The sequence below is a fragment of the Pseudomonas sp. TE21394 genome (assembly GCF_054057835.1).
Map to the genome: position 1 here is coordinate 4,710,602 of NZ_JBSRZR010000001.1, position 25,848 is coordinate 4,736,449.

Here is a 25,848-nt window from a genome sequence, read left to right on the forward strand (position 1 = left end):
GCCGGTGGTCGGCGCCGCTCAAAGGCGTTCGATGACCATCGCGATGCCTTGGCCCACGCCGATGCACATGGTGCACAGGGCGTAGCGCCCGGCGCTTTCCTCCAATTCGTGCAGGGCAGTGGTGACCAGGCGTGCACCGCTCATGCCCAGCGGGTGGCCCAGGGCGATGGCTCCGCCATTGGGGTTGACCCGCTTGTCGTCGTCGGCCAGGCCCAGCTCGCGCAGTACCGCCAAGCCCTGGGCGGCAAAGGCCTCGTTGAGTTCGATGACGTCCATGTCGGCCAAGGTCAGCCCGGTCAGCTCGAGGACCTTGCGGCTGGCCGGTACCGGCCCCATGCCCATCAGCCGCGGTTCAACCCCGGCCGCGGCCATGCCGACGATGCGCCCGCGGGCCTTGAGGCCGTGGCGACGGGCGGCGACGCTGCTGGCCAGCAACAGCGCGCAGGCGCCGTCATTGACACCGGAGGCATTGCCGGCGGTGACGCTGCCATCTTCGCGGAACGGGGTGCCAAGCCTGGCCAGCTGCTCCAGGGTGGTGTCACCACGCGGGTGCTCGTCGTGCTCGACCACTTTGGCCGGGCCTTTGCGCTGCGCGATTTCGACCGGCACGATTTCCCGTGCCAGGCGGCCACGCGCCTGGGCCGCAGCAGCCTTGTGCTGGCTGCGCAGGGCGAACGCGTCCTGGTCGGCACGCGAAATGCCGAACTGCTGGGCAACGTTTTCGGCGGTTTCCGGCATGGAATCGGTGCCGAAGGCCGCCTTCAGCAAAGGGTTGATGAAACGCCAGCCAATGGTGGTGTCGAACAGTTCGGCCGCGCGGCCGAACGCCTGCTCCGCCTTGCCCATGACGAACGGCGCACGCGACATCGACTCCACACCACCGGCCAGCATCAACCCGGCTTCGCCGCAGCGCAGGGCACGGGCGGCAGTGCCAATGGCGTCGAGGCCGGAACCGCACAGGCGGTTGATGGTGGTGCCGGGCACCTCGATGGGCAGCCCGGCCAGCAGGCTGGCCATGTGCGCCACGTTACGGTTGTCCTCGCCCGCCTGGTTGGCACAACCGAGGATCACGTCGTCGATGGCCTTCCAGTCCAGTTCCGGGTGGCGGCGGATCAGCGCCTTGAGTGGAATGGCCGCCAGGTCATCGGCCCGCACACTGCTCAAGGCCCCGGCATATCGGCCGATGGGGGTGCGCACGGCGTCGATGATCAAGGCATCGGCCTGGGTGTGTTCAGTCATCTTGCGTCTCCTGCGTCAGCACCGTGCCGCGCACTTTGTAGGATTTGCCATGGAACATCGCCAACAATTCACCACGCTGGTTCTCGATGCGGACCTGGTACAGGCCTGTGCGGCCCTTGCGGCTGACCTCGCTGGCCTGGGCGGTGAGCACGTCACCGCGCAGTGCCGGGGCCAGGTAGTCGATACTGCAGCCCAGGGCGACGGTGGCCTGGTCATAACTGTTGCAGGCGAAAGCGAACGCCGAATCGGCCAGGGCGAACAGGAAGCCGCCGTGGCAGGTGCCATGGCCCTGGATCATGTCGGCGCGTACCAGCATGCGCAGGGATGCCTGGCCAGGGCCGGCGGCCAGCAGCTGGATGCCCAGGCCCTGGGTGGCCAGGTCGCGGGCGTACAAGGTGTCGGCACAGGCTTGTGCCAGTTCGACTTCAGTCATGCAGGCTGCCTCCTTCGGCTTCGCAGCGGCGTAACAGCAGGGAAGGGCGGTAGCGGCTCTCGCCGTAGCTGCGCTGCAGGTTGTCGAGCACACGCAGGGTCTGGGCAATGCCGATGTTCGCCGCCCAGGCCAGCGGGCCACAGGGGTAGTTGACGCCCACGCGCATGGCCAGGTCGATGTCGGCGGCGCTGCCGACGCCTTGCAACACGGCATCGGCGGCCTCGTTGGCGAGCATGGCCACAGTCCGCAACACCACCAGGCCGGGCAGGTCGGCGACAGGGGTAACCCGTAGGCCGGCGCGCTGCAGCAAGGCCACCGCCTGGTCGCGCGCGTGGTCGCTGGTGTCCGCCGACCAGCTGATGGCAAGGCGCGTGGCGCTGCGGTAATCCAATGCCAGGTCCAGCAGCACCAGGTTGCGCAGGCCGTCTTGCCGTGCCCGCTGGCTGGCCAGGCGGCCATCCGACAGCGCCAAGGTGGCATCGCCGACGTGGATCAGGCCACTACCGGCACGCTGGGTCGCGGTGATGCCGCTTGCGCGCAGGCGCTCGACCAGCGGCTGCAACACCCCGAGATGGCCTTCGACGACGCAGGCCTCGGCTGTGGCCGAGCTGTACAGTTCGTGTGGCCGCGGACGCTCGGCCCCTTCGGCATAACTGTAGAAACCCTGGCCGGTCTTGCGTCCGAGACGGCCGGCGTCGACCAGCTCCTTCTGCATCAACGAAGGCTGGAAGCGGAAGTCGCCATAGAACGCTTCGAACACCGAGCAGGTGACCGCGTAATTGACGTCATGGCCGATCAGGTCAGTCAGCTCGAATGCGCCCATGCGGAATCCGCCGGCATCCCGTAACAGCGCGTCCAGCGTCGCGCAATCGGCTGCGCCTTCCTGCAGCAGACGCAGGCTTTCCGCGTAGAATGGCCGCGCCACGCGGTTGACGATGAAACCTGGCGTGGAGCGCGCATGCACTGGCTGCTTGCCCCAGGCCTTGGCGGTGGCATGGATGCATGCAGCAACGGCCGGCGCGGTCGCCAGGCCCGACACCACTTCGACCAGCGCCATCAGCGGTGCGGGGTTGAAGAAATGCATGCCGACCACCTGTTGCGGGCGTTCCAGCTCGGCGGCCAGGCTGGTGATGGACAGCGACGACGTATTGCTGGCCAAGATGCAGTCAGCGGCACACAGGGCTTCCAGCTGGGTGAACAACGCTTGCTTGACGTGCAGGTTCTCGACGATGGCCTCGATCACCAGGCGCGCATCGGCCAGGGCCTCAATATGCTCCACCGGGCACAGCCGGGCGCTGATCGCTTCCCGTTCGGCGGGCTGCAAGGTGCCTTTTTCCACCAGCCGGGCAAGTTGCCGATCGATACCGGCCACCGCCTGCACAGCAGCACCAGGGCGGTTGTCGTAGAGTTTGACCGGGTGACCGGACTGCGCTGCGACCTGGGCGATGCCAGCCCCCATGGCACCCGCGCCGATCACCGCCACCGGTGCATTGCTTGCAAGTGCACTCATGATCAACGCCCCTTGAATGCCGGGGTGCGCTTGTCGACGAAGGCGCTGACCCCTTCACGGTAGTCCTCGCTGCGCCCGGCCAGGCGTTGCAGGTCGCGCTCCAGCTCCAGCTGTTCATCGAAAGCATTGTCGAAGCTGGCGTTCAGGCCGCGCTTGATCAGGGCCAGGCCATAGGTTGGCTGGGTGGCGAGCTGGCGGGCGAGGGTGAGGGCCTCGTCGCGCAGGGCTGCATCATCCACCACGCGGTGGATCAGCCCCCATTGCTGGGCCTGTTCTGCGCCGAGGCGCTCACCCAGCATGGCCAGGGCCTTGGCCCGTGCCATGCCGACCAGGCGCGGCAGCAGCCAGGTCCCCCCGGAGTCCGGCACCAGGCCGATCTTGCAGAACGCCTGGATGAAGCTGGCCGAACGTGCCGCCAGCACCAGGTCGCAGGCCAGCGGGATATTGGCACCGGCGCCGGCCGCCACGCCATTGACCGCGCAGATCACCGGCAATGGCAAGTCACGCAGGGTACGCACCAGCGGGTTGTAGAAGCGTTCGATTGATTCGCCCAGGTCCGGCATCTCGGCGCCGGGTGCGACATTGCGCTCGGAGAGGTCCTGGCCGGCACAAAAGCCGCGGCCTTCGGCGGTCAGCAGCAGCACCCGTGCATCACTGCTCTGGCGCACCTGCTTGAGCGCTTCGCGTACTTCCAGATGCATGGCGGTATTGAAGCTGTTCAGCTGCTCGGGACGGTTCAAGGAGAGGAGGGCGACGCCGTCCTCGATGGAAAACAGAATGTGCTGGAAGGTCATGACAGACTCGCTTCGTCAGGCTAGGGAAGGATGATCAGCGGCCCTGGAAGCGGGCTTGGCGTTTTTCCTGGAAAGCGCGGATACCTTCGTCACGGTCGGCGGTGCCGGCCAGCAAGGTGAAGGCATGACGCTCGAAGCGCAGGCCGCTGGCCAGGTCGGTGTCAGCGGCCTTCAGCAGTGCTTCCTTGGCCAGGCGCACCGCCAGCGGCGCCTTGGCAGCGATGTTGCGGGCGACCTGCATGGCGCGTTCTATCGTGAGTTCGGGCAGGGTGACTTCGCTGACCAGGCCCGCCTGCAGCGCGTGGCGAGCGGTGATGGTCTCGCCAGTCAGGACCATTTGCATGGCCAGCGGCTTGCCTACGGCCCGCAGCAGGCGTTGGGTGCCGCCGGCGCCGGGGATGATGCCGAGGTTGATTTCCGGCTGGCCGAAGCGTGCATCGGTGCCGGCGATGACGATGTCGGCGCACATCATCAGCTCACATCCGCCGCCCAGGGCATAGCCGTTGACCGCAGCGATCAGTGGCTTGCTGAAAGCAGCGATGTCCTGCCAGTGAGCAACGCGGGGATCATTGAGGATGCCCACCAGATCGCGCTCGGCCATCTCGCGGATATCCGCGCCGGCGGCGAATGCCTTGCGATCACCGGTGATGATGACCACGCGGGCCTGTGCATCCTTCTCGACCGCCCTCAGTGCAGCGGCCAGTTCTGCGAGCAGCTCGGTGCACAAGGCGTTCAAGGCCTCGGACCGCTGCAGGGTAATGAGCCGGACGGCCTGTTCGGGCGCCTGCACGTCGAGATATCGCGGCATGTCGGGTTCCTCTGGCTGCTCGCACGGCACCTCGTGGGGCCGGCATTTATTGGAATTGTCTGCAGGGACGTAATGCTGGGCCACGTCCAGGTGGCACCAGTATATGCACCATGCGATACACTAATGCAACATTAAAAATGATTTGCTGTATCTTGTATGCATGGACGCCAGCATGACAGCCACTCTACCCAAGCGCTTGGACAGATTGCAGCGCGGAGGTTATTCGCTGGGCTTTGCGGATTACGAAAGTCATCCCCGGCGGAAAAAGTGATACATGAGCCAGGCGGTTGACGGCCGCTTAAATGCGATACAAGATCCGGAAGCGATTTTTATCATTTCAGGAGCTTTAGCCATGCCTTGCTATCGACTGGACGGCCTGACGCCCGTGGTTCATCCCACCGCTTATGTGCACCCCAGCGCCGTGCTGATTGGCGACGTCATCATCGGCCCGCGTTGCTATGTGGGCCCACTGGCATCGCTGCGGGGGGATTTCGGCCGCATCGTGCTGGAGGAGGGAGCCAACCTGCAGGACACCTGTGTGATGCATGGCTTCCCCGGGGGCGATACGGTGGTCGAACGCAACGGGCATGTCGGGCACGGCGCCGTGTTGCACGGCTGCCGCATCGGTGAAGACTCGTTGGTCGGCATGAACGCCGTGGTCATGGACGGTGCCCGGGTGGCGCCACGCTGCATCGTTGCGGCTACTGCATTCGTCAAAGCGGGTTTCGCATGCGCGGCACAAAGCCTGGTGATGGGGTCGCCAGCCCAGGTCAAACGTTCGCTGAGCGAACAGGAGCTAGCCTGGAAGCAGCGCGGCACCGCCGAGTACCAACACCTGGCACAACGCTGCATGAATAGCATGGTTGAATGCCTGCCACTGAACGAAGCCGAGCCCGAGCGCCCACGCATGGAAGACACCGGTGTCAGACCCAAAGGTTCGACACCGGCATGAGCCTGGCAGCGTCACGCCATGGTCAGACGGTCTGCCGCACAGGTATAGTCGGTGCTTTATCCGCGCACAGTTCGCCCATGAGCAATCTTGCCCCACTGAACAACCTGATCACCCGCTTCCAGGAACAGACGCCGATCCGTGCCAGTTCCCTGATCATCACTTTGTACGGCGACGCCATCGAACCCCACGGTGGCACCGTCTGGCTGGGCAGCCTGATCAACCTGCTGGAACCGGTTGGCATCAACGAGCGGCTGATTCGCACGTCGATCTTCCGCCTGACCAAGGAAGGCTGGCTGACCGCCGAGAAGGTTGGTCGGCGCAGCTATTACAGCCTGACGGGTACTGGCCGGCGGCGCTTCGAAAAAGCTTTCAAAAGGGTCTACAGCCCCAGCCAACCCGCCTGGGACGGCGCCTGGACCTTGGTATTGCTGTCGCAGCTCGAAGCTGGCAAGCGCAAAGCGTTGCGTGAAGAACTGGAGTGGCAGGGGTTTGGTGCCATGGCGCCGAACCTGCTGGGCTGCCCACGCGCTGACCGCGCCGACTTGACGGCGACCTTGCGCGAGCTGGAAGCCGCTGACGACAGCATCGTCTTCGAAACCCATACCCAGGAAGTGCTTGCCTCCAAGGCCATGCGCGCGCAGGTCCGGGAAAGCTGGCGCATTGACGAGCTGGGGCAGCAGTACAGCGAGTTCATCCAACTGTTCCGGCCGCTCTGGCAAGGCTTGAAAGAGCAGCAACAACTGGATGGGCAGGATTGCTTCCTGGCCCGTACGCTGCTGATCCACGAATACCGCCGGCTGTTGCTGCGCGATCCGCAACTGCCGGACGAGCTGCTGCCAGGTGATTGGGAGGGAAGGGCCGCGCGACAGCTGTGCCGTAACCTGTATCGCCTGGTATTTGCCAAGGCAGAAGAGTGGCTGAATGCTGCGTTGGAGACGGCTGATGGTCCGCTGCCGGATGTGAATGAAGGGTTCTACAAGCGTTTTGGCGGCCTGCTGTAGGGGATCGCTCAGTTATAACTACGCTAAATGAATATTTAGTGTAGTTATATGTGAAACGCATGTTATCCGGGCAGGCGCCGGGCTAGCCAGACCGTTTGCCCGCCACATTCCGCATCCTCCACGATGTGCTCCAGCACCCCGAAACCGTGGTCGTTCAATCGAGCGGTGTATTCCTCAGGATCCAGGCTAGCGTGATAGAGCGTTTCACCGTGGAATTTACCCAAGGCTTCACCATGTGCAGGCCCACTGGTAAACATCAGCAGCGCACCGGGTGCAGCGTGGCGCTCGAACACCGGGAACATCTGGCGCTGGTCGTCAGGCTTGAGATGGAAAAAGCTGTTCCAGGCGAGAATGCCAGTGAACTGGCGACCGAGCGCTAGCGTACGCATGTCGTCAAGAATCCATTCCTGCGTTGGAAATCGTTTGCTGCACAAGGCGAGCATCTGGGTGGACGAATCTACACCGACAACAGACATGTCGGCATCGATCAGATGACGTGCTACAGGTACACCGGAGCCGCAACCCAGGTCCAGAACGATTGCCGTAGGTGGCAACAACGAGCGGAAGCGTTCGATCCATTTGCGATCAACGAAATGATTGGAGCGCAGATCGTTCCAGCTCGATGCGTGGCGATCGTAGAGACTGATGATCTGATCGGCGGATGGATGATAAGGCATGGATTGGGGCATCCGTGGGTGTGAAGGTCGAACGTCTGCGATGGGTAAATGTATCGGAGCGTAGCCTTCGTGGGAAATACGAATCTGCGCATAATGAGTATTATGTTAAATTAAGTGCTATGTCATTTGTGTTCATTATGTTGTTGTCCTATCCCACATACCTTTGGTTGATCCCACTCGCCCTCAATCCCATTCGACCATGACATTCACCATGGCAATGCTGCAGCTTTCTGCTACAGGTTAAAGGAGCCATCCCTCATTCTAGCGCCGGTTCTTTCATGACTCGGCCGTTCATCCCATTCCCGATTTTCCCTCCCTACGTTTACTGGAGCCAAATCAGCTTCGATCCTTTCCTACGAATCTAGCTGTGGCTGATCGGCTAGCGCAGATACACCCGGCAGCCCATCCCTTCATCAACATCTGATACGTCGACCGATATGTGAATTGGATTGCTCACAATTGGGGCGCAGAAATCCTCACCGCCAGTACCACAGCTGCATTATGGGTCCTGGAGAAAATGCTCAATTGGAGCTTTGCTCATGGTCTGTCAGTCGTTGACTGGCGCCGCAAAGACTTTGAGAACTACGCAGAGTTTGTGCTCAACCCGCCAAAAGCTTGGACTGTGTACGGCAAACAGGCTCGCTTCGTACAGGAACCCGGTGTCGCATTTGAGGGTTGGTCTATAAACCCAATCTGGCGCCCGTTCCTTGAATCCAGATCAATTGGTGATGACGGCGAGATCGAGAAAAATGTCTGGAAGCGAGAGATTCGCTGCGCGACGCAGTTTCTGGATTTTTACCTCAAAAATACTTCAGCCTCACGTGAAAACGTTGCGACGTTGGGTTGAGCTTTGCTCAGCGAAGGATGGCTGGCTGCCGTTGGCACCCCATTTCGATGAAGTCTTTGGTCGTTACCTGCGTTACCTGAATATTGATCCGCTCCGCCCCCTCCCATCGATTCCAATTTTCCCAAAGATGATCGGGGTTCTTACTATCCGAAAGTGCTCGGACGCATCCTTGCTTCCATCAGAGACGCTTTGGCTAATAGCGCAGCTGGATCTGATGATCCAGAGATCTCCAGTGCCTCTGAGAAGATTCGCGGTTTGACTGTTATGTTGGTTAGTCGCAAGCGTGTTCCTGAGTGACAACTGATATTCGCATTCTAATGATGGATGGGTTGATCGTGGCCCTGCGGGGACGGCTGTCGTTAACCGTGTTTCGGCCATCAGGCCTCGTCTCGTCTCTTCGAGCGTCCATACTGACGCCTGCTCACTCCTCTTGCAGTCGCGCCCAGGAATGCCTTCGCTTGTATGCTGTGCCCCCTGCCCGCTTTATGGCCATCGCGCCAGAGCCAGTTCACGTTCTCCCGACTCTTTTGGCGCGTAGAGGAGCCGATCCGGATTGTTGGGGTCGAGGTGATAGGCAATCACGTCGCTGAAGCGCAGCTGTCCCTTGCAGCAGAACATAAATTCGAAACGTTCCCTCACCAGCTTTTGAGGCATGAGGAAGCAGGCCGCGAAGCGATCGGCCTGTCGCTCTGCGGGTGCACGTGGTGTTTGCAACGGGCTGCCATCAAACGCGCGGTCGCGATGCATGACGGTTTCCTCATGCAACACAAGATGGCCGACTTCATGGGCCCCCGTGAAGAGCTGAACTTTGTCACCAAACTCGGTCGCGACAGCGATCTTATTGGATTGACGGTCAATCAGGCCTGCAATGCGAGTACCGGTTTTATGCCGGTTGAACTGGGTGTCTCCCAGGGTGGGATATTCGTGATAGTCGTAGCCGCAGACCATGGCGGCGATTCGGGGGCTGCGCATCATCATCGGTGGAATTTCTTGATCTGGCCACAGGTACCGGCGATCACGGTAAATCTGCACGAGCAGGTCAGTCGCTGCTTTCTCGATTGAAGCTTCGTTCATGGCAGAATACCACATGTAGGCTGTCAAAGACAATTTAGCCCAACATGTAGTGGTTTCAATATATGGCTAACCCACTACATGGGTTTTCAGATGAACGGTGGAGGGGTTTGGCATAAGAAATAAGGTGATTTCATTTCGCCATCTTTAGGTTCGCCCTGCTCCAGATTGTGTGCGAGGATTCGGCTACGGCGGTGGCCGACGAGGGCGTGCCAGACCGCTATCCACACATCAAACCCTTGATGTCGCCCGCTGTAGCGTTGGGGGGCCATCGAAAGGATTACCGGAGGTTTGACAAGAAGCATGGCATTGGATGTTGCGTTCAGCATTGAGGCTGGAGATTTTGTCGATCCCGATCGAGCCTATGACCTGTTTTGGGCAGGTGTAATTACCAATAAACGAGCCTTCGTTTGCCCTGGAGCGGACTGTGCGGCCCAGGTGACCTGTGCGAATTTGGACAAGGAGGTGCAGAGCATGCGGGTCGTGCCGCACTTCAAGATTTACGGAGAGCATAGTGAGGCATGCGGGATCATCAACGGGAAGGTGATCGACCTTGAGGTTGAGCCGAGCGGCCCCGACGGGCAGGAGCGCAAAACCGTCGACGAGTCCATTGTTGACGTGTTCAAGCTTGACCGACCCGACTCGTACTATGACGAACCGACTCTGGATCCCAGCGCTGATGTGCATGTGGCGAAACAACGCGCTAGAACCACAAGGCCTTACGCGACCAAGCTGGGTGAATCGGGGATCGTAGGCCCCATTTACTCCGTGCGCTCTGTAGTAAGCCGGTATATCCGATATCGATCCGACAACACCTTGGAGTTTCGTCGGCTCAATATTGCCGGCCAGGATGTGGCCTACGGCAGCATTTTCAAATGTATCTGGGAGCAGGATCTGAATGACCTCCCCGACCACCCTGTCATCTACTATGGGTGGGCCTACATCGATCGCACTAGAAAAAATGACGCGTACCGAATCAAGTTCAAGAAATGCTTGATGCGCGGAACCGAAAGCCTGACGACCTCAAGCTTCGTTTCGGACACGCTCGTCGAGCGCTACAAACTCAAAAACCTCATGGCTACCAGGCTTGCAAAGATCTCTCAGCAGTCCAAACCCACTGCGTTTGTGTTTCTGTACGGACAACCCACAGTACGGACGTCACAGGGGACGAGCTACGCCAATTTCGAGCTGAAGAACTTGGACATGGTTGACGTTAACTACGACTGCCCATTGCCTTCCAAGTACGACAAGTAGCTAGTGAAGCCTGAGCCACCCGACGCATATGCCGATGGTGGTTCGGGCCTGCCATGGATGCTAAGCGAGCACTACGCGCTCAGACTATCCCGGGAGATACAGTCCTATGGCGTCCAGGCTGAGGGGCCTATCGAATTGTTATGTATCCACGCTACAGCTCCAGCATCGCCCGCCTGCTGGCACAAGAACTGAATCGCCCCTGGTTTCCTAGACACTCTCCAAGCTCAGAAACTAGCCTTTCTCATACGAGTGCTTCTTGATTAAGGCGTACGTAAGCCGCACTCCTTGGCAAATTACGCGGCGGCCTTCTCGAAAATGTCTCGCTCTTCTGTAACGCGCTTGAGTTCAGCGCACAGCTTGCGCAGTTCAGCCTGCTGATCATTGTCTTGCTGACGCCGCTCTTGGGGCTTGTTGTAGACCTTGATCCAGGCATAAAGGCTGAGCACGCACATGCCCAGGCGCTGGGCGACATCGGCGACAGGTTTGCCTTTTTCGGTCAACGGCCCCTACCAGCCAAGGTCGCAATGCAGTTCATCGCCGCTCACTTGGCCGACCAAAGCCGGTAGGTAAGAGCACAAGCCCCGCCAACCACTGACGTCGCGCGCGTCGGCCGTGCTGTGGCAAACTGCCGCTTCTTTTGGTTGACCGATGAAATCGCCTCCCTATGCCTGAAGCACACCCCCGCCCTGCCCCCAACGCCAAGGCCAAGGCCAATGAATGCGAATCCGAACCGCTTGCCCGTCGTGGGCGCCCGGTTGGAGATCGCGACGCCAAAAGGTCCGAGTTGCTGGCGGCAGCAATCGCGGTGATCGCGCAAGAAGGCTATGCCGGCGCCACAATGCGCAAGGTGGCGCAGCACGCCGGGTGCACCACAGGCGCGGTGACCTACTACTTTGCCAACAAGGAAGAAATGGTCAGTGCCGTTGCGCAGACCCTGTTCGACAAGGTCGACGCATTGCTGGACATCGACCTCGATCAGGTCGACATCAAGTCGCTCATCGAGCAGTGGCACCAATGGATCAGCCTTGACGAGCCAGGCAACTGGCTTGCATGGCTACAACTGCTCACCCATGCCCGGCACCAGCCCGCGTTCGCCAGCGTTATCAAGCAGCGCTATGCAAACTTCCGCGAGGTCGCCACTTCTGTGCTGGAGGCCGGCCAGCGACAGGGCCAGATCCGTGAAGATGTGCCGGCCGATGCGTTAGCCGATCACATTGCCGCGTTCAGTGATGGCTGGCTGATGATGCTGCCTTTCGAATCCGAGCACGTTAGCGCAGAGCGCGGGAAGGCCTTGATTGACGCCTTCATTGTCATGATCTCTCCACCCAAAACCGCCAAGCCCTAAGCCGCCTTCGGTAATCCCGGCGCCTTTTCAGAAGTGCTTGTCACTCTACCCTGGACTTCGCCGCCTCCCTCGTTCAGCCACGCCGAGGAAGGCGGTGCCTGGTGCACGCGCAAGCAAGCGCCCGCACGGCTGCGACCTGCAAGCCTTGGTTGAGACATTATTTACTCAAATGGTGCCCTATAAGCCGTTTTCCTTCACAATGCCTATACGATACGCAGTGTGGAATCTTCTGATGCACCTCCCTACCGATGAGCGCTTGCTCAAAGCGCTGGCCGACGCGATCGTCGTCCACCCCCGAGCCACCTTGAAGGAGCTGGCCGAGGCGGCGGGCGTGAGCAAGGCCACCCTGCACCGTTTCTGCGGCACCCGTGACAACCTGGTGAACATGCTGAAACGCTACGGCGACCAGGTCCTCTCCCAGGTCATCGGCAACGCTGACTTGCACGGCAGCGAACCGACCGCAGCCCTGCATCGCCTAATCGTCGAGCATCTCAAGCATCGCGAGATGATGATCTTCCTGCTCTTCCAGTACCGCCCGGACTCGTTCGACGACAGCGAAGCGAACCGCCCGTGGCGAGCCTATGCCGACGCCCTGGATGCCTTTTTCCTGCGCGGCCAGCAGGCGGGGGCGTTCCGTATCGATATCAGCGCGGCGATCTTCACCGAAATGTTCCTGAGCATGGTGTACGGCATCGTCGATGCCGAACGACGCGGGCGGGCGGCCAGCGCGACGTCCGTGCAGACGCTGGAACTGATGTTCCTCGACGGCGCAGCGGCACCCGCCCGCTGAGCTGTCTGCGCACGCTTTAAAAAAAGGCCCCAGGGTATTGATCCCTGGGGCCAAGTGGCTGGACATGCCAACCAAAGGAGGCTACTTCAGCCCTTGCTCGGCCAACCACCACCGAGTGCGCGGAACAGGTCGACCAACGCCAGTTGGCGCTGGGTACTGGCGTCGATGAAGGCCGCTTCGTTCACGTAGCTGTTGCGCTGGGCGTCCAGGTAGCGCAAATGGTTGTCCACTCCCCCCTCGTAACGTGCCTTGGCCAGCGCCAGGGTCACCCGGCTGGTATCGGCCAGTGCCCTTCGCGCAGCCTGCTCGCGGCGCAGGGTTTCGGTGGCGGCCAGCGCATCGGCCACTTCGCGGAAGGCCACCTGGATCGCGCCTTCATAGGCGGCCACGGCCGAGTCCTTGCGTGCCTCGGCCAGGCTGAGCCCGGCACGGTTGCGCCCGGCGTCGAACAACGGCAGCGACAATTGCGGCATGAAGGTCCAGCTACGCGAGCCGCCGTCGAACAGCCCGGACATCTGCGCACTGGCAGTCCCAAAGCTGCCGGTCAGGCTGATACGCGGGAAAAACGCTGCCCGCGCCGCGCCAATATCGGCATTGCGCGCACGCAGCCGGTGTTCGGCGGCGAGGATATCGGGGCGACGCTCGATCAATGCCGAGGGTGTACCCGGCGCAATGTCATTGAGCACCATGGGCTCATCCGGGCGTTCAGTGGGCATCGTTTTGGCCGCTTCGGCGCTGCCCAGCAACAGCACCAGCGCATTGTAGGCCTGGCGCTGTTGGCGCACGGTGACCTCAAGTTCGGCACGAGACTGCTCGACCAGCCCCAACGCCTCCTGATGGTCCAGCGCCGTGGCCGTACCGGCAGCGCGACGCTGACCGACCAACGCCAAAGAGTCCTCGCGGCTGGCCAAGGTCTGGCGGGTCAGCGCCTGGCGCCGCTCGGCACCGTCCAAGGTCAGGTAGGCCTGGCTCACCTCGGCGATCAAGGCAATGCGCGCGGCACGCGCGACTTCCTCGGTGGCCAGGTACTGTTCCAGTGCCGCATCGCTCAGGCTTTTGACACGGCCGAACAGGTCCACTTCGTATTCCGGCAGCGACAGCCCCACCTGATAGGTGCTGCTGACCCCTTCCAGGCCATCGCTGGAAAGCGTCGACGGCAGGTGCTGGCGATTGCCGGCGGCGCTGGCGTTCAGCCCCGGCACCCGGTCGGCTCGCTGGATCCGATATTGGGCACGGGCCTGCTCGATGTCGAGCAGGGTCTGGCGCAAGGAGCGGTTGTTGTCCAGGGCACTGGCGATCAGCTGACGTAGCACCGGGTCGACGATGAACGCCTGCCATTGCAATTGCTCCACCGAACGGCCGGCAGGACCGGCAGCATCGCCCCATTTGGCCGCCACCGGTGCTTCTGGGCGCTGGTAGGTGGGCGCCAGGGAGCAACCGGTCAAGGTCAAGGCCAGGGCCAAGGGGAGCACACGATTGAATGTGATCATCACTTGGCCACCTCGACCGGTTGCACAGGTGCGGGCTTGCGCTTGAGCAGCGTCAGCACCCAGACGAAACAGATCGGCACGAACACCACGCCCAGCAAGGTGGCACTGAGCATGCCGCCGATCACACCGGTACCGATGGCGCGCTGGCTGGCGGCTCCCGCGCCGGAGGCGATGGCCAGTGGCACCACGCCGAGGATGAACGCCATGGAGGTCATCACGATCGGGCGGAAACGCAGGCGCGCGGCCTCGATGGCGGCGTCGCACAGGCTATAGCCCTTCTCCCACAGTTCTTTGGCGAACTCGACGATGAGGATGGCGTTCTTCGCCGCCAGGCCAATTATGGTGATCAGGCCGACCTTGAAGTACACGTCGTTGGGCATGCCGGTGAGCGTCACCGCCCACACCGCACCCAGCGCACCAATCGGCACGATCAACATGACCGTCAGCGGGATCGCCCAGCTTTCGTACAGCGCCACCAGCAGCAGGAACACCACCAGGATGGCCAGGGCGAACAGGCTGGCCGCCTGGCCGCTGGACACCTTCTCCTGGTAGGAAAGGCCTGTCCAGGCGTAGCCGATACCCGGCGGCAGCTCGCTGACCAGACGCTCCATCTCGGCCATCGCCTGGCCGGTACTGTGCCCCGGCGCAGCGTCGCCGGCGATGCGGATGGACGGGTAGCCGTTATAGCGCACCAGTTGCACCGGCCCCTCTTGCCACTGGGTGGTGACGAAGGCGCTGAACGGCACCTGCTCGCCGTTGGCATTCGGGGCATAGAGGCGCAGCACGCTTTCGGGGGTCATGCGTTCGCCTTGCTCAGCCTGCACCACCACGCGCTGCTGGCGCCCGGCATTGGTGAAGTCGTTGATCACCGCCGAACCGAAAGCCGTGGCCAAGGTGCTGTTGATGGCCTCGAAGCTCACCCCCAGCGTTCGGGCTTTTTCCCGGTCGATGTGCACACGCAACTGCGGCGCCTCGGCCAGGCCTTCCATCATCGCATAGAGAATCACCGGGTTGCTGTTGGCACGGGCCAGCAGTTGGTCACGGGCGGCGAGCAGTGCTTCACGGCCAAGTCCGCCACGGTCCATCAGACGCAGGGCGAAACCACCGGAGTTGCCGAGGCCGTCGATGGGCGGAGGCATGACCGCGGTAATGGTACCGTCACCGTTGGCGGCGAACTGGGCATTGATCGCTGCCGTTTCCGCCTCCGCCGATTGCGTCTTGTCACGCTGCGACCAGTCCTTGAAGGTGGGGAACGCCAGCGCGGCGTTGTCGCCCTGGCCCGAGAAACTGAAGCCGCTGACGATGAACGAGTTGGCCACCGCCTCACGAGACATCAGGAATTTCTCCAGCGTCTCAGCGGTGTGGTCGGTACGTACCCGGCTGGCGCCCGGCGGCAGCTGTACGTCGACGACGCTGTAGCCCAGGTCTTCAGCCGGCACGAAGGCCTCCGGCAGGCGCAGGTAGGAATAGCCCAGCACCGCCAGGATGCCGACATACGCCAGCATCCAGCGCCCGGCACGCGCCACCAGCTCGCTGTTGAGCAGCGAATAGCGCTCGGTGATACGGGCGAAGCCACGGTTGAAGGCGCCGAAGAAACCGCCCTTTTCATGATGGCCATGGGGCACTGGCTTGAGCAGCGTGGCGCACAGCGCTGGGGTGAAGGTCAAGGCCAGGAAGCCGGAGAACAGGATCGAGACAGCCAGAGACACAGAGAACTGCTGGTAGATCACCCCCACCGAACCGGACATGAACGCCAAAGGCAGGAATACCGCCGCCAACACCAGGGTGATACCAATAATGGCTCCGGAAACCTGCCCCATGGCCTTGATGGTCGCCGCCACCGGCGACAGGCCTTCCTCGGCCATCAGGCGCTCGACGTTCTCCACCACCACGATGGCGTCGTCCACCAGGATGCCGATGGCCAGCACCATGCCGAACATGGTCATCATGTTCACCGAGAAACCGAGCAGCTTCATGATCATCAGCGTCCCGAGCAGGCACACTGGTACCACGATCGAGGGCACCAGGGTGTAGCGGACGTTCTGCAGGAACAGGAACATCACCAGGAACACCAGCACCATGGCTTCGATCAAGGTGTGGATCACCTTCTCGATGGCCACGTCGACGAAGCGCGAGGTGTCGTACGGCACCGAATACTCGACCCCTTCGGGGAAGAACTGCGACAGCTCGGCCAAGCGCTCCTTGACCAGCGTCGCGGTCTGGATGGCGTTGGCGCCAGGCGCCAGCTGTACTGCGCCGGCCACCGCCGGGTGGCCGTTCAGACGTGCCGACAGGTTGTAGTTCTCGCTACCGATGGCCATGCGCGCGACATCACCCAGGCGCACGCTGGAGCCATCCGGGTTGGCGCGCAGGACGATGCCGGCGAACCCCTCCGGCGTGTCGAGGGTGCCCTGCACGGCCAGGGTCGCGGTCAGTTCCTGCTCGCTGGCGCCCGGCGTGCTGCCGAAGCTGCCGGCCGGCACCTGCACGTTCTGGCCGCGAATCGCCGCGTTGATGTCGTCGATGGACAGGCCATAACCCACCAGCTTCTGCGGATCCACCCAGACCCGCATGGCCGCTTCGGACGCGAAGAACTGCAGCTTGCCCACGCCGGGCACGCGCAGCAGTTCGTTGTTGATGTTGCGCGCGGCATAGTCGGCCAGGGCCGTGGTATCGCCACGGTTGCCGACCGTACTGGTCAGGGCGTAGATCAGCAGGAAGCCGGAACTGGCCTGCTCGACTTTCAGCCCTTGGGTCAACACCGCCTGAGGCATGCGCGCCTCGGCCTGTTTCAAACGGTTCTGCACATCGACCTGCGCCATGTCCGGGTCGGTGCCTGGCTCGAAGGTCACCATCACTTCAGCCACGCCGTTGGAATTATTGGTGGACTCGTAATACAGCAGGCCCTTGGCGCCGTTGAGCGACTGTTCGATGATGCTGGTCACCGACTCCACCATGACCTTGGCCGAAGCGCCGGGATAGGAGGCGGTGATGGAAATCTGCGGTGGCGCCACGTTGGGGTACTGGGCGACGGGCAAGGATGGAATCACCAGCAGGCCCGCCAGTGAAATGAACAACGCCACAACCCAGGCGAAGTTCGGGCGATGGATGAAGAACCTGGACATCTCACTTCCCTCGCATCACTGGGCAGCAGCCGTTTGTTTCTGCGCTGGCACCACCGGCATACCGGGGGCCAACCCTGCCGGGCTGCCGACGATCACCTGATCACCCGGCTCCAGCCCCTCGGTAATCTGCCAGCGCGAGCCTTGCATCACGCCGGTTCGCACGACGCGTGCCTCAGCGATGCCGTTGGCGGCGACCAATACCCGCGCCTGGCCGTCACTGCCTCGCTGGACCGCACGCTGGGGGACCAGGATGGCGTGGTTGTCGGTGCCTTGCGGGGTGCGCACGCGCACATACATGCCCGGCAAGAGGGTGCCATCCGCGTTATCGAAACGCCCACGCAGGGTGACCTGGCCGGTACCGCGGTCCACACTCACATCGGTGAACATGAGCTCGCCCGAGCGCTGGAAATCGGTGCCTTCCACTTGCGCGGTCAAACGCTGGCTGTCAGCCGAAAGTGCGCCGTCCTTCACCGCTTGTCGCAGGCGCAGCGCGTCAGCGGCAGATTGCGTGAAGTCTATATAGATTGGGTCGAGTTGCTGGATACGCGCCATCAGCGTCGCATCCCCCTGCCCCACCAACGCGCCTTCGGTGGCCAGCGCACGGCCAATGCGCCCGGAGATCGGCGCAGTGACAGTGGCGTAGCCCAGGTTAAGGCGTGCGGCCTGCACATCGGCCTGCGCGGAACGTACCGCCGCACGGGCACTGCGCAACTCGGCAGTGGCGCTGTCGAAGTCCTGCTGGCTGACCGCCTCGATCTTGACCAGCGGCTCATAGCGCTTCACACGTGCCTGGGCTTCCTGCTGCACGGCCTGGGCACGGGCGAGGTCGGCCTCGGCGCGGGCCAGGGCGGCCTTGAACGGCGCCGGGTCGATCTGGAACAGCACATCACCCGCCTTGACGTCAGCCCCTTCCTCGAAGCGCTTGTGCAACACGATACCCGGCACCCGCGCCCGCACCTCTGCCACGCGCATCGGCTCGACCCGGCCCGGCAACTCAGCGGCCAAGGTCACCTGCTCGGAGGCCAACGTCACGATTTCCACCGGGTAGCTCGCATTGGCTGCACCGTCCTGCTCTGCTGCGGGCTCGCACCCGGCCAAGGCAATCGCCACGGCCAGTACGCCCACTCTTATCGAACCTGTCTTGCCCATCACTCACCCGAGCCTTGATTGAAAACGGGGCGAATGCTACTTTTCAAACCCATATGAGTCAATAATGTCTCATAGAAATCAAACAAGACTCCTCATGGCCAATTCAGACTTCCCGCCTTCATCACTTCCCGCCAAGCTGGTGAATGCCCTCTATGCGGCTGCCGCCTTGCGCCCCAGAGCTTCCATGGGCGAACTGGCGGCGTTGGCGGGCATCAGCCGGGCCACCTTGCACCGGTACTGCCGGACGAGAGACAACCTTGATAGCCAGCTCGAACAGCACGCCAAAGACACGCTGATGCAGATCCTCGACAACAGCGATACGTTGGTCTCCACAGAGCCCCTGGCCGCGTTGCGTCAGCTGATCCACGCGCACCTGGCCCAAGGTGAACTGATCGCATTCCTCGCCTCCCGTTACCCTGTGCACATGAGCGTGCAGCACGACCTGCGGTTCTATCTGGAAAGGCTCGATGCGTTGTTCTTCAGCGGCCAACGACAGGGGGTATTTCGAGCGGATGTCACCGCGGCATTGCTGACCGAGATGTTCGTATCGCTGTTGCATGGCACAGTCGATGCCCGCCAACGAGGGCGCGCGCCACGGGAGAGTGCAACGATGCTGGAGAACGCATTCCTGCAGGGCATTGCAGCGCGGGCGCCCTGTTGAGCGCCCGCATCGGGCAACAGCCGTGAGGCCACTATCGCGTCAAAGGAAGGGAATGAAGGCTATTGCTCGTCGCCATCGAGCGGCGTACTCCAGATCACCAGCTCAAGGGCAGCGGCGATCTGAATACGATGGTCGGCAAGCGGGACAGGCAGCAGGTCCTGGGCGCGTTCCAGTCGGCGCAGCAAGGTGTTGCGATGCGTGCCCAGCACCTCGGCGGTCTGGGTGATGTTGCAGCCATTGGCCAGGAAGGCGTGCAACGAATGCTGAAGCACCGTGGGTTCGGTCGCCAAGCGCCCCAGGGTGCTCAAGACGAACTGCCTGGCCGCGCGGGCATCCTGGGTCATCAGCGACACCATCCTCACCTGATCGATCGTGGCAACGGCGGGTGAACCCGCCAAGCGGCCCATCAACCGCTGGGTGGTCAAGGCTTCCAGGTGCGAGCGCCGGAAGCCATTCATCCCCGCGCCCGGCGAACCGACTGCCGCGCGTATCCTGGGAAACTGTCGAGCGACACCTTGCAGCAGGTTCAGGTCCAGCGGCCTTGCCGCATTGCACCAGGCCCACAGAGTCCCAGGGCCCGCGAATACGATCAGAGGCGCTACCGTACCCGTGAGCTGCGCCAGGGCTCGCGCCATATCTTCCAGCGGGCGAATCTCGGCGTCCGGGGTTTCGCTCCAGACGAGGCAGGCGTGATGCCTCTGAGCCAGGCTGTAGCCCAGTCGCCTGCCAAATTGCTCGGCATCCACATCCCTGCCGTCGAGCAGCCGGTTGACCAGGCTGCGTTTATCGATAGGGTCGTCATGGGCCTGGGCGCTCTTTTCTTCGAGGATGATCTGGGTCACCACACGCATGTTGCTGTCGATGAACGTCGAGATCGACCGCGACGAGACCTCCAGGAACTCCGCGAGCACCGCGGGATCCTGCGTCAGGCTGAAGGCCATCTTCATCCACAGGTCCCAGGCTGCGTTCTGTGTCGATCTTGCGACATTCATCAGCACCTCGGACAGCCCCCTGCGGGCGAGCTCCCTGGCCGTGTCCACCATGTCAGCAGACACGTAGGGCTCCACCGGCTCCCCAGGGCGCTGCAGATTGGCATTGGCCCAGTGCAGCAACTCTGCCCGATTGGCGCGCCGGCACGCCGCGAGGATGACCGGATCCTCCAGCAACTTGGCATCTTCCGGTGTAGAAAACAGTGCCTGGTTCAGCCGCTCGATCCACTCGGGCGGCAGCGCCTGAGCGAGTTCGGCGCCTTTGCGCATGAGCTTGCGAACGGCTTCCGAGGGGCGTGGCCAGGAGGATGGCGTGCTGGTCATGGACAGTGCAAATCGCTCAAAAATCGTCTGGAAATTGGTGCAGTTCGTACCTTGGCGCAAGGCCAGTGGAAACCTAGCATGAACTCACTGCCTGAACAAAAAGACAAGAAGGCACCGTGACGCTTCATGTTCCTTTTTTTGGGTTTAGTGCAATGACAAGCGGGTTTGTCCCTGGCCTTTGCAGCATAACCACGCAGACCTGGCGGACTACCTCCAGCTCTAGCGTCCAGCGTTGACTTGCCTGGGCCTGAAGGTGCCACGACCACCCAAAGCCCCAGGCAAGGAAACAGGCCAGGCATCGGTTTGCGATGCCTGGCCTTCGAGTGCCAGCCCTTCACTCCCGATAGGGCATTACCCCACGACGTGAAAACAGAACCGGTATGCCATCGGCATTGAACAGTGCCGCCGTCAGCGATAGGCCATTAGCCGACTGCGTTTCCTCGAAACTGTGTCCACCATCGCTGCTCTGCACCATCAGCCCGTCCAACCCGACCGCCAGCACACGAGAGCCCGCTACCGCGACGCAGGTGACAGAGCCCTTGCTTTGCGTGGGCACCCGGCGAAAGCCGTTGCCGTCCGTTGAACCCTGCAACAAGGTACCGCGCTGGCCACCCAGAAGCAGACGCCCATCGGCCAGTACCGCGCCTGACCACAGGGTGCCTTCGTAGCCGGTATCCAGGTAACGCCAATGCTTCCCCTGGTCTTCGGAATGCAGCACCTGCCCATGCTCGGCCGTGGCGTAAAGCGTGCCGCGGCTGTCGGCAAACAGCCCCATCAGGTTGAGGTCGGCCCGCTTGGCCCCGGGCGGCGCTTGCACCGCCTGCTCAGCCCACGTCCGCCCCCCATCCTCGGTCGTCAGCACCAACGACCAGAGCCCTACCGCCACGCCCTGCCGGGCATTGAAGAAGTGCACCGCGAACAGTGGTCGGTCTTCTTCGGTGGCCAGGCGCTGGACCTGCCAGGACTCACCGCCATCGGTGGTGGCCAGGATCGCGCCCCAGTGGCCCACCGCCCACCCGCGCTTGGCATCCACGAACGACACCCCCGTCAATGGCGTGGACAGCGGTACCGACCTCGCCTGGCGCCACTGCTTGCCCTGGTCGTCGGACAACAACACGACACCGTGGTCACCCACGGCAACCACGCGCGCTCCGGCCCAGCCGGCGGCCAGCATGGTGGCCTGCGTGGCATTGCCAGCCGGTACGGCCGGCACGGCCTGCAACGGCGCGGCCTGAAGAGACATCAGCGGCAATGCTGCTGCGAGCAAGGCCACGGTGAATGAAACCCTGAATTTCATGCTTCTCTCCTCAGTGCACCAGCGCGCCGGTCATGCGCACGGGACGCTTGCGTGGGAACACCCGCTCCAGCCAGACGGCAAAGGCCGGCAGCACGGTCATGGCCATGACCATGTTGACGATGAACATGAAGGCCAGCAGCTTGCCCATGTCAGCCTGGAACTTGAGCTCCGAGAACGCCCAGGTGGCCACGCCCACGGCCAGGGTGATGGCGGTGAAGATAGTGGCGACACCCACCTCGAGCAGCGCGCACTCGACCGCCTTGGTGATCGGCTGGCCATGGGCCAGGTGCAGTTGCAGGCGATTGTAGATATAGAAGGCATAATCGACGCCAATGCCCACCGCCAGCACCATCACCGGCAAGGTGGCGATGGTCAGGCCGATCTGCAGCTCCTTCATGAACCAGTAGCCAATGAAAGTGCCGATGGTCAGCGGCAGACAACACACCAGGACCGCTCGCAGGTCCCGATACACCACGAACACCAGCAATGCGATGGCGGCATAGACATACAGCAGCATGGGAGTCTCGCTTTTTTCCACCTCTTCGTTGATGGCGGCCAGGACGCCGGCGTTGCCGGACGCGAGGCGAACCGAAATGCCGGGCATCGGGTACTCGCCGCGAAACGCCTTGGCAGCGTCCACCACTCGGTTGATGGTCGTGGCTTTGTGATCGGCCAGGTACAGGTGCACCGCCGACATGCTGCAGTCGGTGCGCATCAGCCCGGGCGTGCGCGCCACCTCGGTGGCCAGCGCGGCGTAGTTCATCGGGTCGATGGGCACCGCCGCCATCTTCGGGTTGCCTTCGTTGTAGCCCTCGTTGAACTGGCGCATGTTGGTAGAGAAAGACGCGACCGACAGGACACCGGGCACTCCCTGCATGGCCCACACGAAGCGATCCTGGTACTGGCCCAGGGCGACATCCTCGCAGGCCACCTGGCTGTCTTCGCCGGAAGCGGACTTGTTGACTTCGAACACCACGCTGAGCCAGTCCAGACCAATGTCGTAGTTGCTGGCGATGGAGACCGCATCGCGATTGAAGCGCGAATTCTCGCGCAATTCCGGCGCGCCCGCCTGCAGCGTACCAACGACACGGTCATGGCTTTGCCAGATCGCCACCAGGAACACCGCCAAGGCCGCGCCAAGCACCCACTGCGCCTTGCGCGGTTCGGCGAGCCGGGCCAGGCCACGCAGCCAGCGGGTGCGGCGCTGCCGGGAAATTTCCTGGGCGGCCGCATACTTGTCATCGACACGTAGCAAGGACGCCATCAACGGCAACATCACCAGGTTGGTGATGATCTTGTAGGCCACCCCAAGCGAGGCCGTGATCGCCAGCTCTCGCACCATCGGGATCGGGATCAACAACAGCGTCACGAAGGAGACAAGCGCGGTCACCAGCGCCAGCGTCCCCGGAACCAGCAACCCCGTGAAGCTTGAGCGCGCCGCCGCTTCGGCGCGCTTGCCGATGGCGATCTCGCGGACGATGAAGTTTATTTGCTGCACGCCATGGGACACCCCGATGGCGAACACCAGGAAGGGCACCAGCACCGCCAACGGGTCGAGCCCGTACCCCAACAGGCGCAGGCTGCCGAACTGCCATACCAGCGAGGCCAGCGAACAGACCAGCGCCAGCAGCGTGAAGCGCAGAGAGTGGCAATACCAGTACACTGCCCCCGCCGTCAGCAGCAACGCCAGCAAACAGAACTCCAATACCGCTGAAGCCCCGTCAGCGATGTCGCCGATCTGCTTGGCGAAACCGATGATCTGGATCTCGAAATCGCCATCTTCGAACTGCTGGCGGATCTCCTTCTCCAGCCTGTGGTTGAACGCCACGTAGTCCAGGTGGGCGCCATGGGTGTCGTACTCGTTGAGTTCCACCGTGATCATCGCGCTGCGCTGATCACGGGAAACCAGCGTGCCGATGAAACCGCCCTGGGCAGTGGAGCTGGCGATCGTCGCGATGACCTGGTCATCCAGGTGCTCGGGAGAAACCGTCCCCGGTACCAGTGGATCCGCGCGAAAACCCTCTTCGGTGATTTCGTTGACGAAGGCATTGGGCGTCCACAACGAACGCACGCTGCTGCGCGAAACACCTGGGAGGAAGGCCACTGCCTGGGTGACGTCATACAGCCGTTTCAGGCCTGCGGCACTCCAGATATCGCCCTGTCGGGCCTTGACCACGAGAGTCAGCCGGTTCGCCCCCAGCAGGTCATTGCGGTAAGCCTCGAATGTCTCGATGTATTCATGGCCTACCGGCAGTTGCTTTTCGAAGCCAGCATCCATGCGCAGTTGCGCGGCGAACCAGCCCATGATCAGCGTGAACACCGCCAGGCTCGCCAGCACCAGACGACGATGCCCGAACAACACACCCTCGACACGTGACAACAGGCCACGTGCCGGGGCTTCAGATAGCTTTACAGAACCGTTCACGGCAGGCCTCACAAAGTGCGGGAGATCGCGATGCCGACATAATCGCGGTCACGATAAAGCTGGTCGTAGGGCGTCTCGCCGCCCATGAACTTCGCGTAGTTGAGGGAAATCTGCCAACTGGCCGGGTTTCGCACGAAGTTCAGATACAGGTTCATGCTGCTCGCGTCTTCGGTGAAGGTCGCACTCAGGTTCGGCGTCCTGCCCCCCAGCGAACGCGAATAGAAGACCCCTGGGGTGACCTGCCAGCCCGGTAACAAGGTGCCGTCGTAGGTCAGGCTGAAGTCCAGATTGATGCCCGAGGAGGTCTTGTCGCCACGGGACTTGGGCGCTGTCGCAGGGTCCAGCTGCCAGGCATTGAGCCCCGCGGCAAGGGGCTCGCCATTGACCTCGTCATGCAGCCCTGGGTATTTGATGACCACCAGCTCGGTCAGCAAGGTGCCCGTGCTGGCCCCAGTGAAATCAAGCATCGTGGGCGAGTTGGAAGGCGTGAAGCTGTACAGGCCGGTGAGGTGCCACTGGAATTTCTTTTCGTCCTTCCAGCATTTGCCGCCGTTGCTGGAGCACAGGTCGATGACCGGATTGAGCATCACCGAATCCCTGGGCCGGTACGACAGCTCCGTACCCAAGGCCCAATCACCGATCGGCATGTTGGCACTGATGCCATACATCATGCGGTCTTCCTGGTATTCCCAGGTCGGTGCCGCCGCGAAGGTGTCGGGGTCAAGAATGGCGACGCGCAACGACGGCAACTTGTCGTGATAACGCATCACGTAGAAGCCATAGTTGATGTCGCTGTCCTCCGGTTGCCAACGCAGCGAAAGGCCCCACTGGCCGCTGTCGCGAGCGTCTTTTTCGGAGAAACCGTAGTCCCCCCTGCCCTCACCCAGCGCGTTGGTGGTGGACCAGTAGCTGCCCACCGGCGGCAACTCGCTCTTGTTCCAGCGGAACTGATAGTAGGCCTCGACGTTGACGCCCGAGCCCAGGCCCGACGCGACACTGAGCATCGGCGCGGGCAGCACGGCCTCCTTGAGCTGCACACCAGGGCGCGCCAGGGCTTGGTAGTCGTAGGCGTTGGTGTTGTTGATGCCACCGGCCACGAACAGGCTTTCGCCCCAGTTGATCACCTGGTTGCCCAGACGCGCGCGGACCCGCTGCCCGCCCACATCGAAGCCTTTGCTCACCCACAGGTCCAGCAGGCGAGCCTTGAAGGCGAGGTCGTCACGCGCGTCGTCACTCAGCCCGTTGCTACCGACGCTCTCAGGGGTGTTGAACGACAGCGTGCCGGTGGTATCGGTGGCAGCGAAGTCGCGGATCCAGGTGCCACGCGCCATGAAGGTGACGTCCTCGGGCATCTTGAGCAACAGCTCATGGGTGCCCTTGAGGTAGTTGGTGAACATGTCGCCGCGGTCGTAGTTCAGGTCGCCCTGGTCCGCCACGCCGGAGCTCTGTGCCAGGCAGCCGGAGGGCACGTTGTGCCCGGTCGGCCCCTGGTTGATCAGGTTGCAGCCCCGCGACTCGGTACGCAGGCCCATGCCTGCAGTGATCGTGGAATCGAAGGAGCCATTGAGGGTTTCGGTTTCAAATGTGAACCCCATTGCCAAGGGGGTTGCGCACACGATGACAAGGCCTGACGCTTTCGTAATTATTTTTTTCATGTTGGCTCTCGA

The 25,848-nt window shown here is 62.3% G+C and carries 21 protein-coding genes and 1 pseudogene; 7 read left to right on the forward strand and 15 right to left on the reverse strand.

The features are described from left to right. Window positions 1-18: 18 nt before the first annotated feature. Genes pcaF through paaF form a run of 5 tightly spaced genes read right to left on the reverse strand, consistent with a single transcriptional unit; the run spans window position 19 to window position 4,784 of the window. Window positions 19-1,239 (reverse strand): 3-oxoadipyl-CoA thiolase, encoded by a 1,221-nt coding sequence (gene pcaF / locus ACVWZT_RS21650; RefSeq protein ID WP_457471296.1) that lies wholly within the window; start codon window positions 1,237-1,239, stop codon window positions 19-21. Next, entirely contained in the window at window positions 1,232-1,672 is a 441-nt protein-coding gene (gene paaI / locus ACVWZT_RS21655) for a hydroxyphenylacetyl-CoA thioesterase PaaI (protein WP_296233397.1), read from the reverse strand. Before paaI ends, pcaF begins: the two co-directional genes overlap by 8 nt. Next, on the reverse strand, window positions 1,665-3,182 hold the full coding sequence (gene paaH / locus ACVWZT_RS21660; protein WP_457471298.1) for a 3-hydroxyacyl-CoA dehydrogenase PaaH: 1,518 nt from the start codon (window positions 3,180-3,182) through the stop codon (window positions 1,665-1,667). The genes paaI and paaH overlap by 8 nt, the downstream gene beginning before the upstream one ends. Before the next feature lie 2 nt (window positions 3,183-3,184). Then, window positions 3,185-3,976 carry a 2-(1,2-epoxy-1,2-dihydrophenyl)acetyl-CoA isomerase PaaG gene (gene paaG / locus ACVWZT_RS21665; protein WP_296233395.1) on the reverse strand — a complete coding sequence of 264 codons (792 nt, stop codon included), beginning with the start codon at window positions 3,974-3,976 and terminating at the stop codon, window positions 3,185-3,187. 34 nt (window positions 3,977-4,010) lie between these two features. Then, window positions 4,011-4,784, reverse strand: coding sequence for a 2,3-dehydroadipyl-CoA hydratase PaaF (paaF, locus tag ACVWZT_RS21670; protein WP_457471300.1), 774 nt, complete (start codon window positions 4,782-4,784; stop codon window positions 4,011-4,013). 352 nt (window positions 4,785-5,136) lie between these two features. On the opposite strand from paaF, the gene paaY reads away from it, so the two are divergent. After that, a complete protein-coding gene (gene paaY, locus ACVWZT_RS21675) occupies window positions 5,137-5,736 on the forward strand; it encodes a phenylacetic acid degradation protein PaaY (protein ID WP_457471302.1) in 600 nt (199 codons plus the stop codon). 77 nt (window positions 5,737-5,813) lie between these two features. Beyond that, complete coding sequence (paaX, locus tag ACVWZT_RS21680) at window positions 5,814-6,737, forward strand: phenylacetic acid degradation operon negative regulatory protein PaaX (RefSeq protein ID WP_296233392.1); 924 nt, start codon at window positions 5,814-5,816, stop codon at window positions 6,735-6,737. Window positions 6,738-6,799: 62 nt separating this feature from the next. Here the strand turns inward: paaX and ACVWZT_RS21685 are convergent, their stop codons facing one another. After that, window positions 6,800-7,414, reverse strand: coding sequence for a class I SAM-dependent DNA methyltransferase (locus tag ACVWZT_RS21685; protein ID WP_457471303.1), 615 nt, complete (start codon window positions 7,412-7,414; stop codon window positions 6,800-6,802). Between the two features lie 439 nt (window positions 7,415-7,853). On the opposite strand from ACVWZT_RS21685, the gene ACVWZT_RS21690 reads away from it, so the two are divergent. Next, window positions 7,854-8,261: a hypothetical protein gene (locus ACVWZT_RS21690; RefSeq protein WP_457471304.1), complete on the forward strand. Its 408-nt coding sequence runs from the start codon at window positions 7,854-7,856 to the stop codon at window positions 8,259-8,261. 483 nt (window positions 8,262-8,744) lie between these two features. Here ACVWZT_RS21690 and ACVWZT_RS21695 read toward each other — a convergent pair whose 3' ends face one another. Further along, window positions 8,745-9,335, reverse strand: a complete 591-nt coding sequence (locus tag ACVWZT_RS21695; RefSeq protein WP_457471305.1) for an ImmA/IrrE family metallo-endopeptidase — start codon at window positions 9,333-9,335, stop codon at window positions 8,745-8,747. A gap of 300 nt (window positions 9,336-9,635) precedes the next feature. Here ACVWZT_RS21695 and ACVWZT_RS21700 point away from each other — a divergent pair, with 300 nt between their 5' ends. Continuing rightward, the gene (locus ACVWZT_RS21700) at window positions 9,636-10,586 is read left to right on the forward strand and encodes a hypothetical protein (protein ID WP_457471306.1); all 951 of its coding nucleotides are present in this window, start codon (window positions 9,636-9,638) and stop codon (window positions 10,584-10,586) included. Window positions 10,587-10,832: 246 nt separating this feature from the next. Here ACVWZT_RS21700 and ACVWZT_RS21705 read toward each other — a convergent pair. Continuing rightward, window positions 10,833-11,086 (reverse strand): annotated as a pseudogene (locus ACVWZT_RS21705) (transposase); the annotation flags it as partial. 164 nt (window positions 11,087-11,250) lie between these two features. On the opposite strand from ACVWZT_RS21705, the gene ACVWZT_RS21710 reads away from it, so the two are divergent. Together ACVWZT_RS21710 and ACVWZT_RS21715 are read left to right on the forward strand one after the other, a co-directional pair. After that, window positions 11,251-11,931: a TetR/AcrR family transcriptional regulator gene (locus ACVWZT_RS21710; protein ID WP_457471308.1), complete on the forward strand. Its 681-nt coding sequence runs from the start codon at window positions 11,251-11,253 to the stop codon at window positions 11,929-11,931. 232 nt (window positions 11,932-12,163) lie between these two features. Beyond that, window positions 12,164-12,721, forward strand: a complete 558-nt coding sequence (locus tag ACVWZT_RS21715; RefSeq protein WP_457471310.1) for a TetR/AcrR family transcriptional regulator — start codon at window positions 12,164-12,166, stop codon at window positions 12,719-12,721. 86 nt (window positions 12,722-12,807) lie between these two features. Here ACVWZT_RS21715 and ACVWZT_RS21720 read toward each other — a convergent pair whose 3' ends face one another. Genes ACVWZT_RS21720 through ACVWZT_RS21730 form a run of 3 tightly spaced genes read right to left on the reverse strand, consistent with a single transcriptional unit; the run spans window position 12,808 to window position 18,485 of the window. Beyond that, entirely contained in the window at window positions 12,808-14,211 is a 1,404-nt protein-coding gene (locus ACVWZT_RS21720) for an efflux transporter outer membrane subunit (protein WP_457471311.1), read from the reverse strand. Then, complete coding sequence (locus ACVWZT_RS21725; protein WP_457471313.1) at window positions 14,211-17,336, reverse strand: multidrug efflux RND transporter permease subunit; 3,126 nt, start codon at window positions 17,334-17,336, stop codon at window positions 14,211-14,213. Before ACVWZT_RS21725 ends, ACVWZT_RS21720 begins: the two co-directional genes overlap by 1 nt. A 15-nt stretch (window positions 17,337-17,351) precedes the next feature. Continuing rightward, complete coding sequence (locus tag ACVWZT_RS21730; RefSeq protein WP_457471314.1) at window positions 17,352-18,485, reverse strand: MexC family multidrug efflux RND transporter periplasmic adaptor subunit; 1,134 nt, start codon at window positions 18,483-18,485, stop codon at window positions 17,352-17,354. A gap of 94 nt (window positions 18,486-18,579) precedes the next feature. Between ACVWZT_RS21730 and ACVWZT_RS21735 the strand changes: the two genes are divergently transcribed. Then, a complete protein-coding gene (locus tag ACVWZT_RS21735) occupies window positions 18,580-19,146 on the forward strand; it encodes a TetR/AcrR family transcriptional regulator (RefSeq protein WP_457471316.1) in 567 nt (188 codons plus the stop codon). Window positions 19,147-19,205: 59 nt separating this feature from the next. Here ACVWZT_RS21735 and ACVWZT_RS21740 read toward each other — a convergent pair whose 3' ends face one another. From ACVWZT_RS21740 to ACVWZT_RS21755, 4 genes are all read right to left on the reverse strand, one after another. Next, window positions 19,206-20,519 carry a PucR family transcriptional regulator gene (locus ACVWZT_RS21740; RefSeq protein WP_457471318.1) on the reverse strand — a complete coding sequence of 438 codons (1,314 nt, stop codon included), beginning with the start codon at window positions 20,517-20,519 and terminating at the stop codon, window positions 19,206-19,208. A gap of 274 nt (window positions 20,520-20,793) precedes the next feature. Further along, entirely contained in the window at window positions 20,794-21,756 is a 963-nt protein-coding gene (locus tag ACVWZT_RS21745) for a WD40/YVTN/BNR-like repeat-containing protein (protein ID WP_457471319.1), read from the reverse strand. A gap of 10 nt (window positions 21,757-21,766) precedes the next feature. Beyond that, window positions 21,767-24,181 (reverse strand): efflux RND transporter permease subunit, encoded by a 2,415-nt coding sequence (locus ACVWZT_RS21750; RefSeq protein WP_457471321.1) that lies wholly within the window; start codon window positions 24,179-24,181, stop codon window positions 21,767-21,769. 8 nt (window positions 24,182-24,189) lie between these two features. Beyond that, window positions 24,190-25,836, reverse strand: coding sequence for a DUF1302 domain-containing protein (locus tag ACVWZT_RS21755; protein ID WP_457471323.1), 1,647 nt, complete (start codon window positions 25,834-25,836; stop codon window positions 24,190-24,192). Window positions 25,837-25,848: the final 12 nt, after the last annotated feature.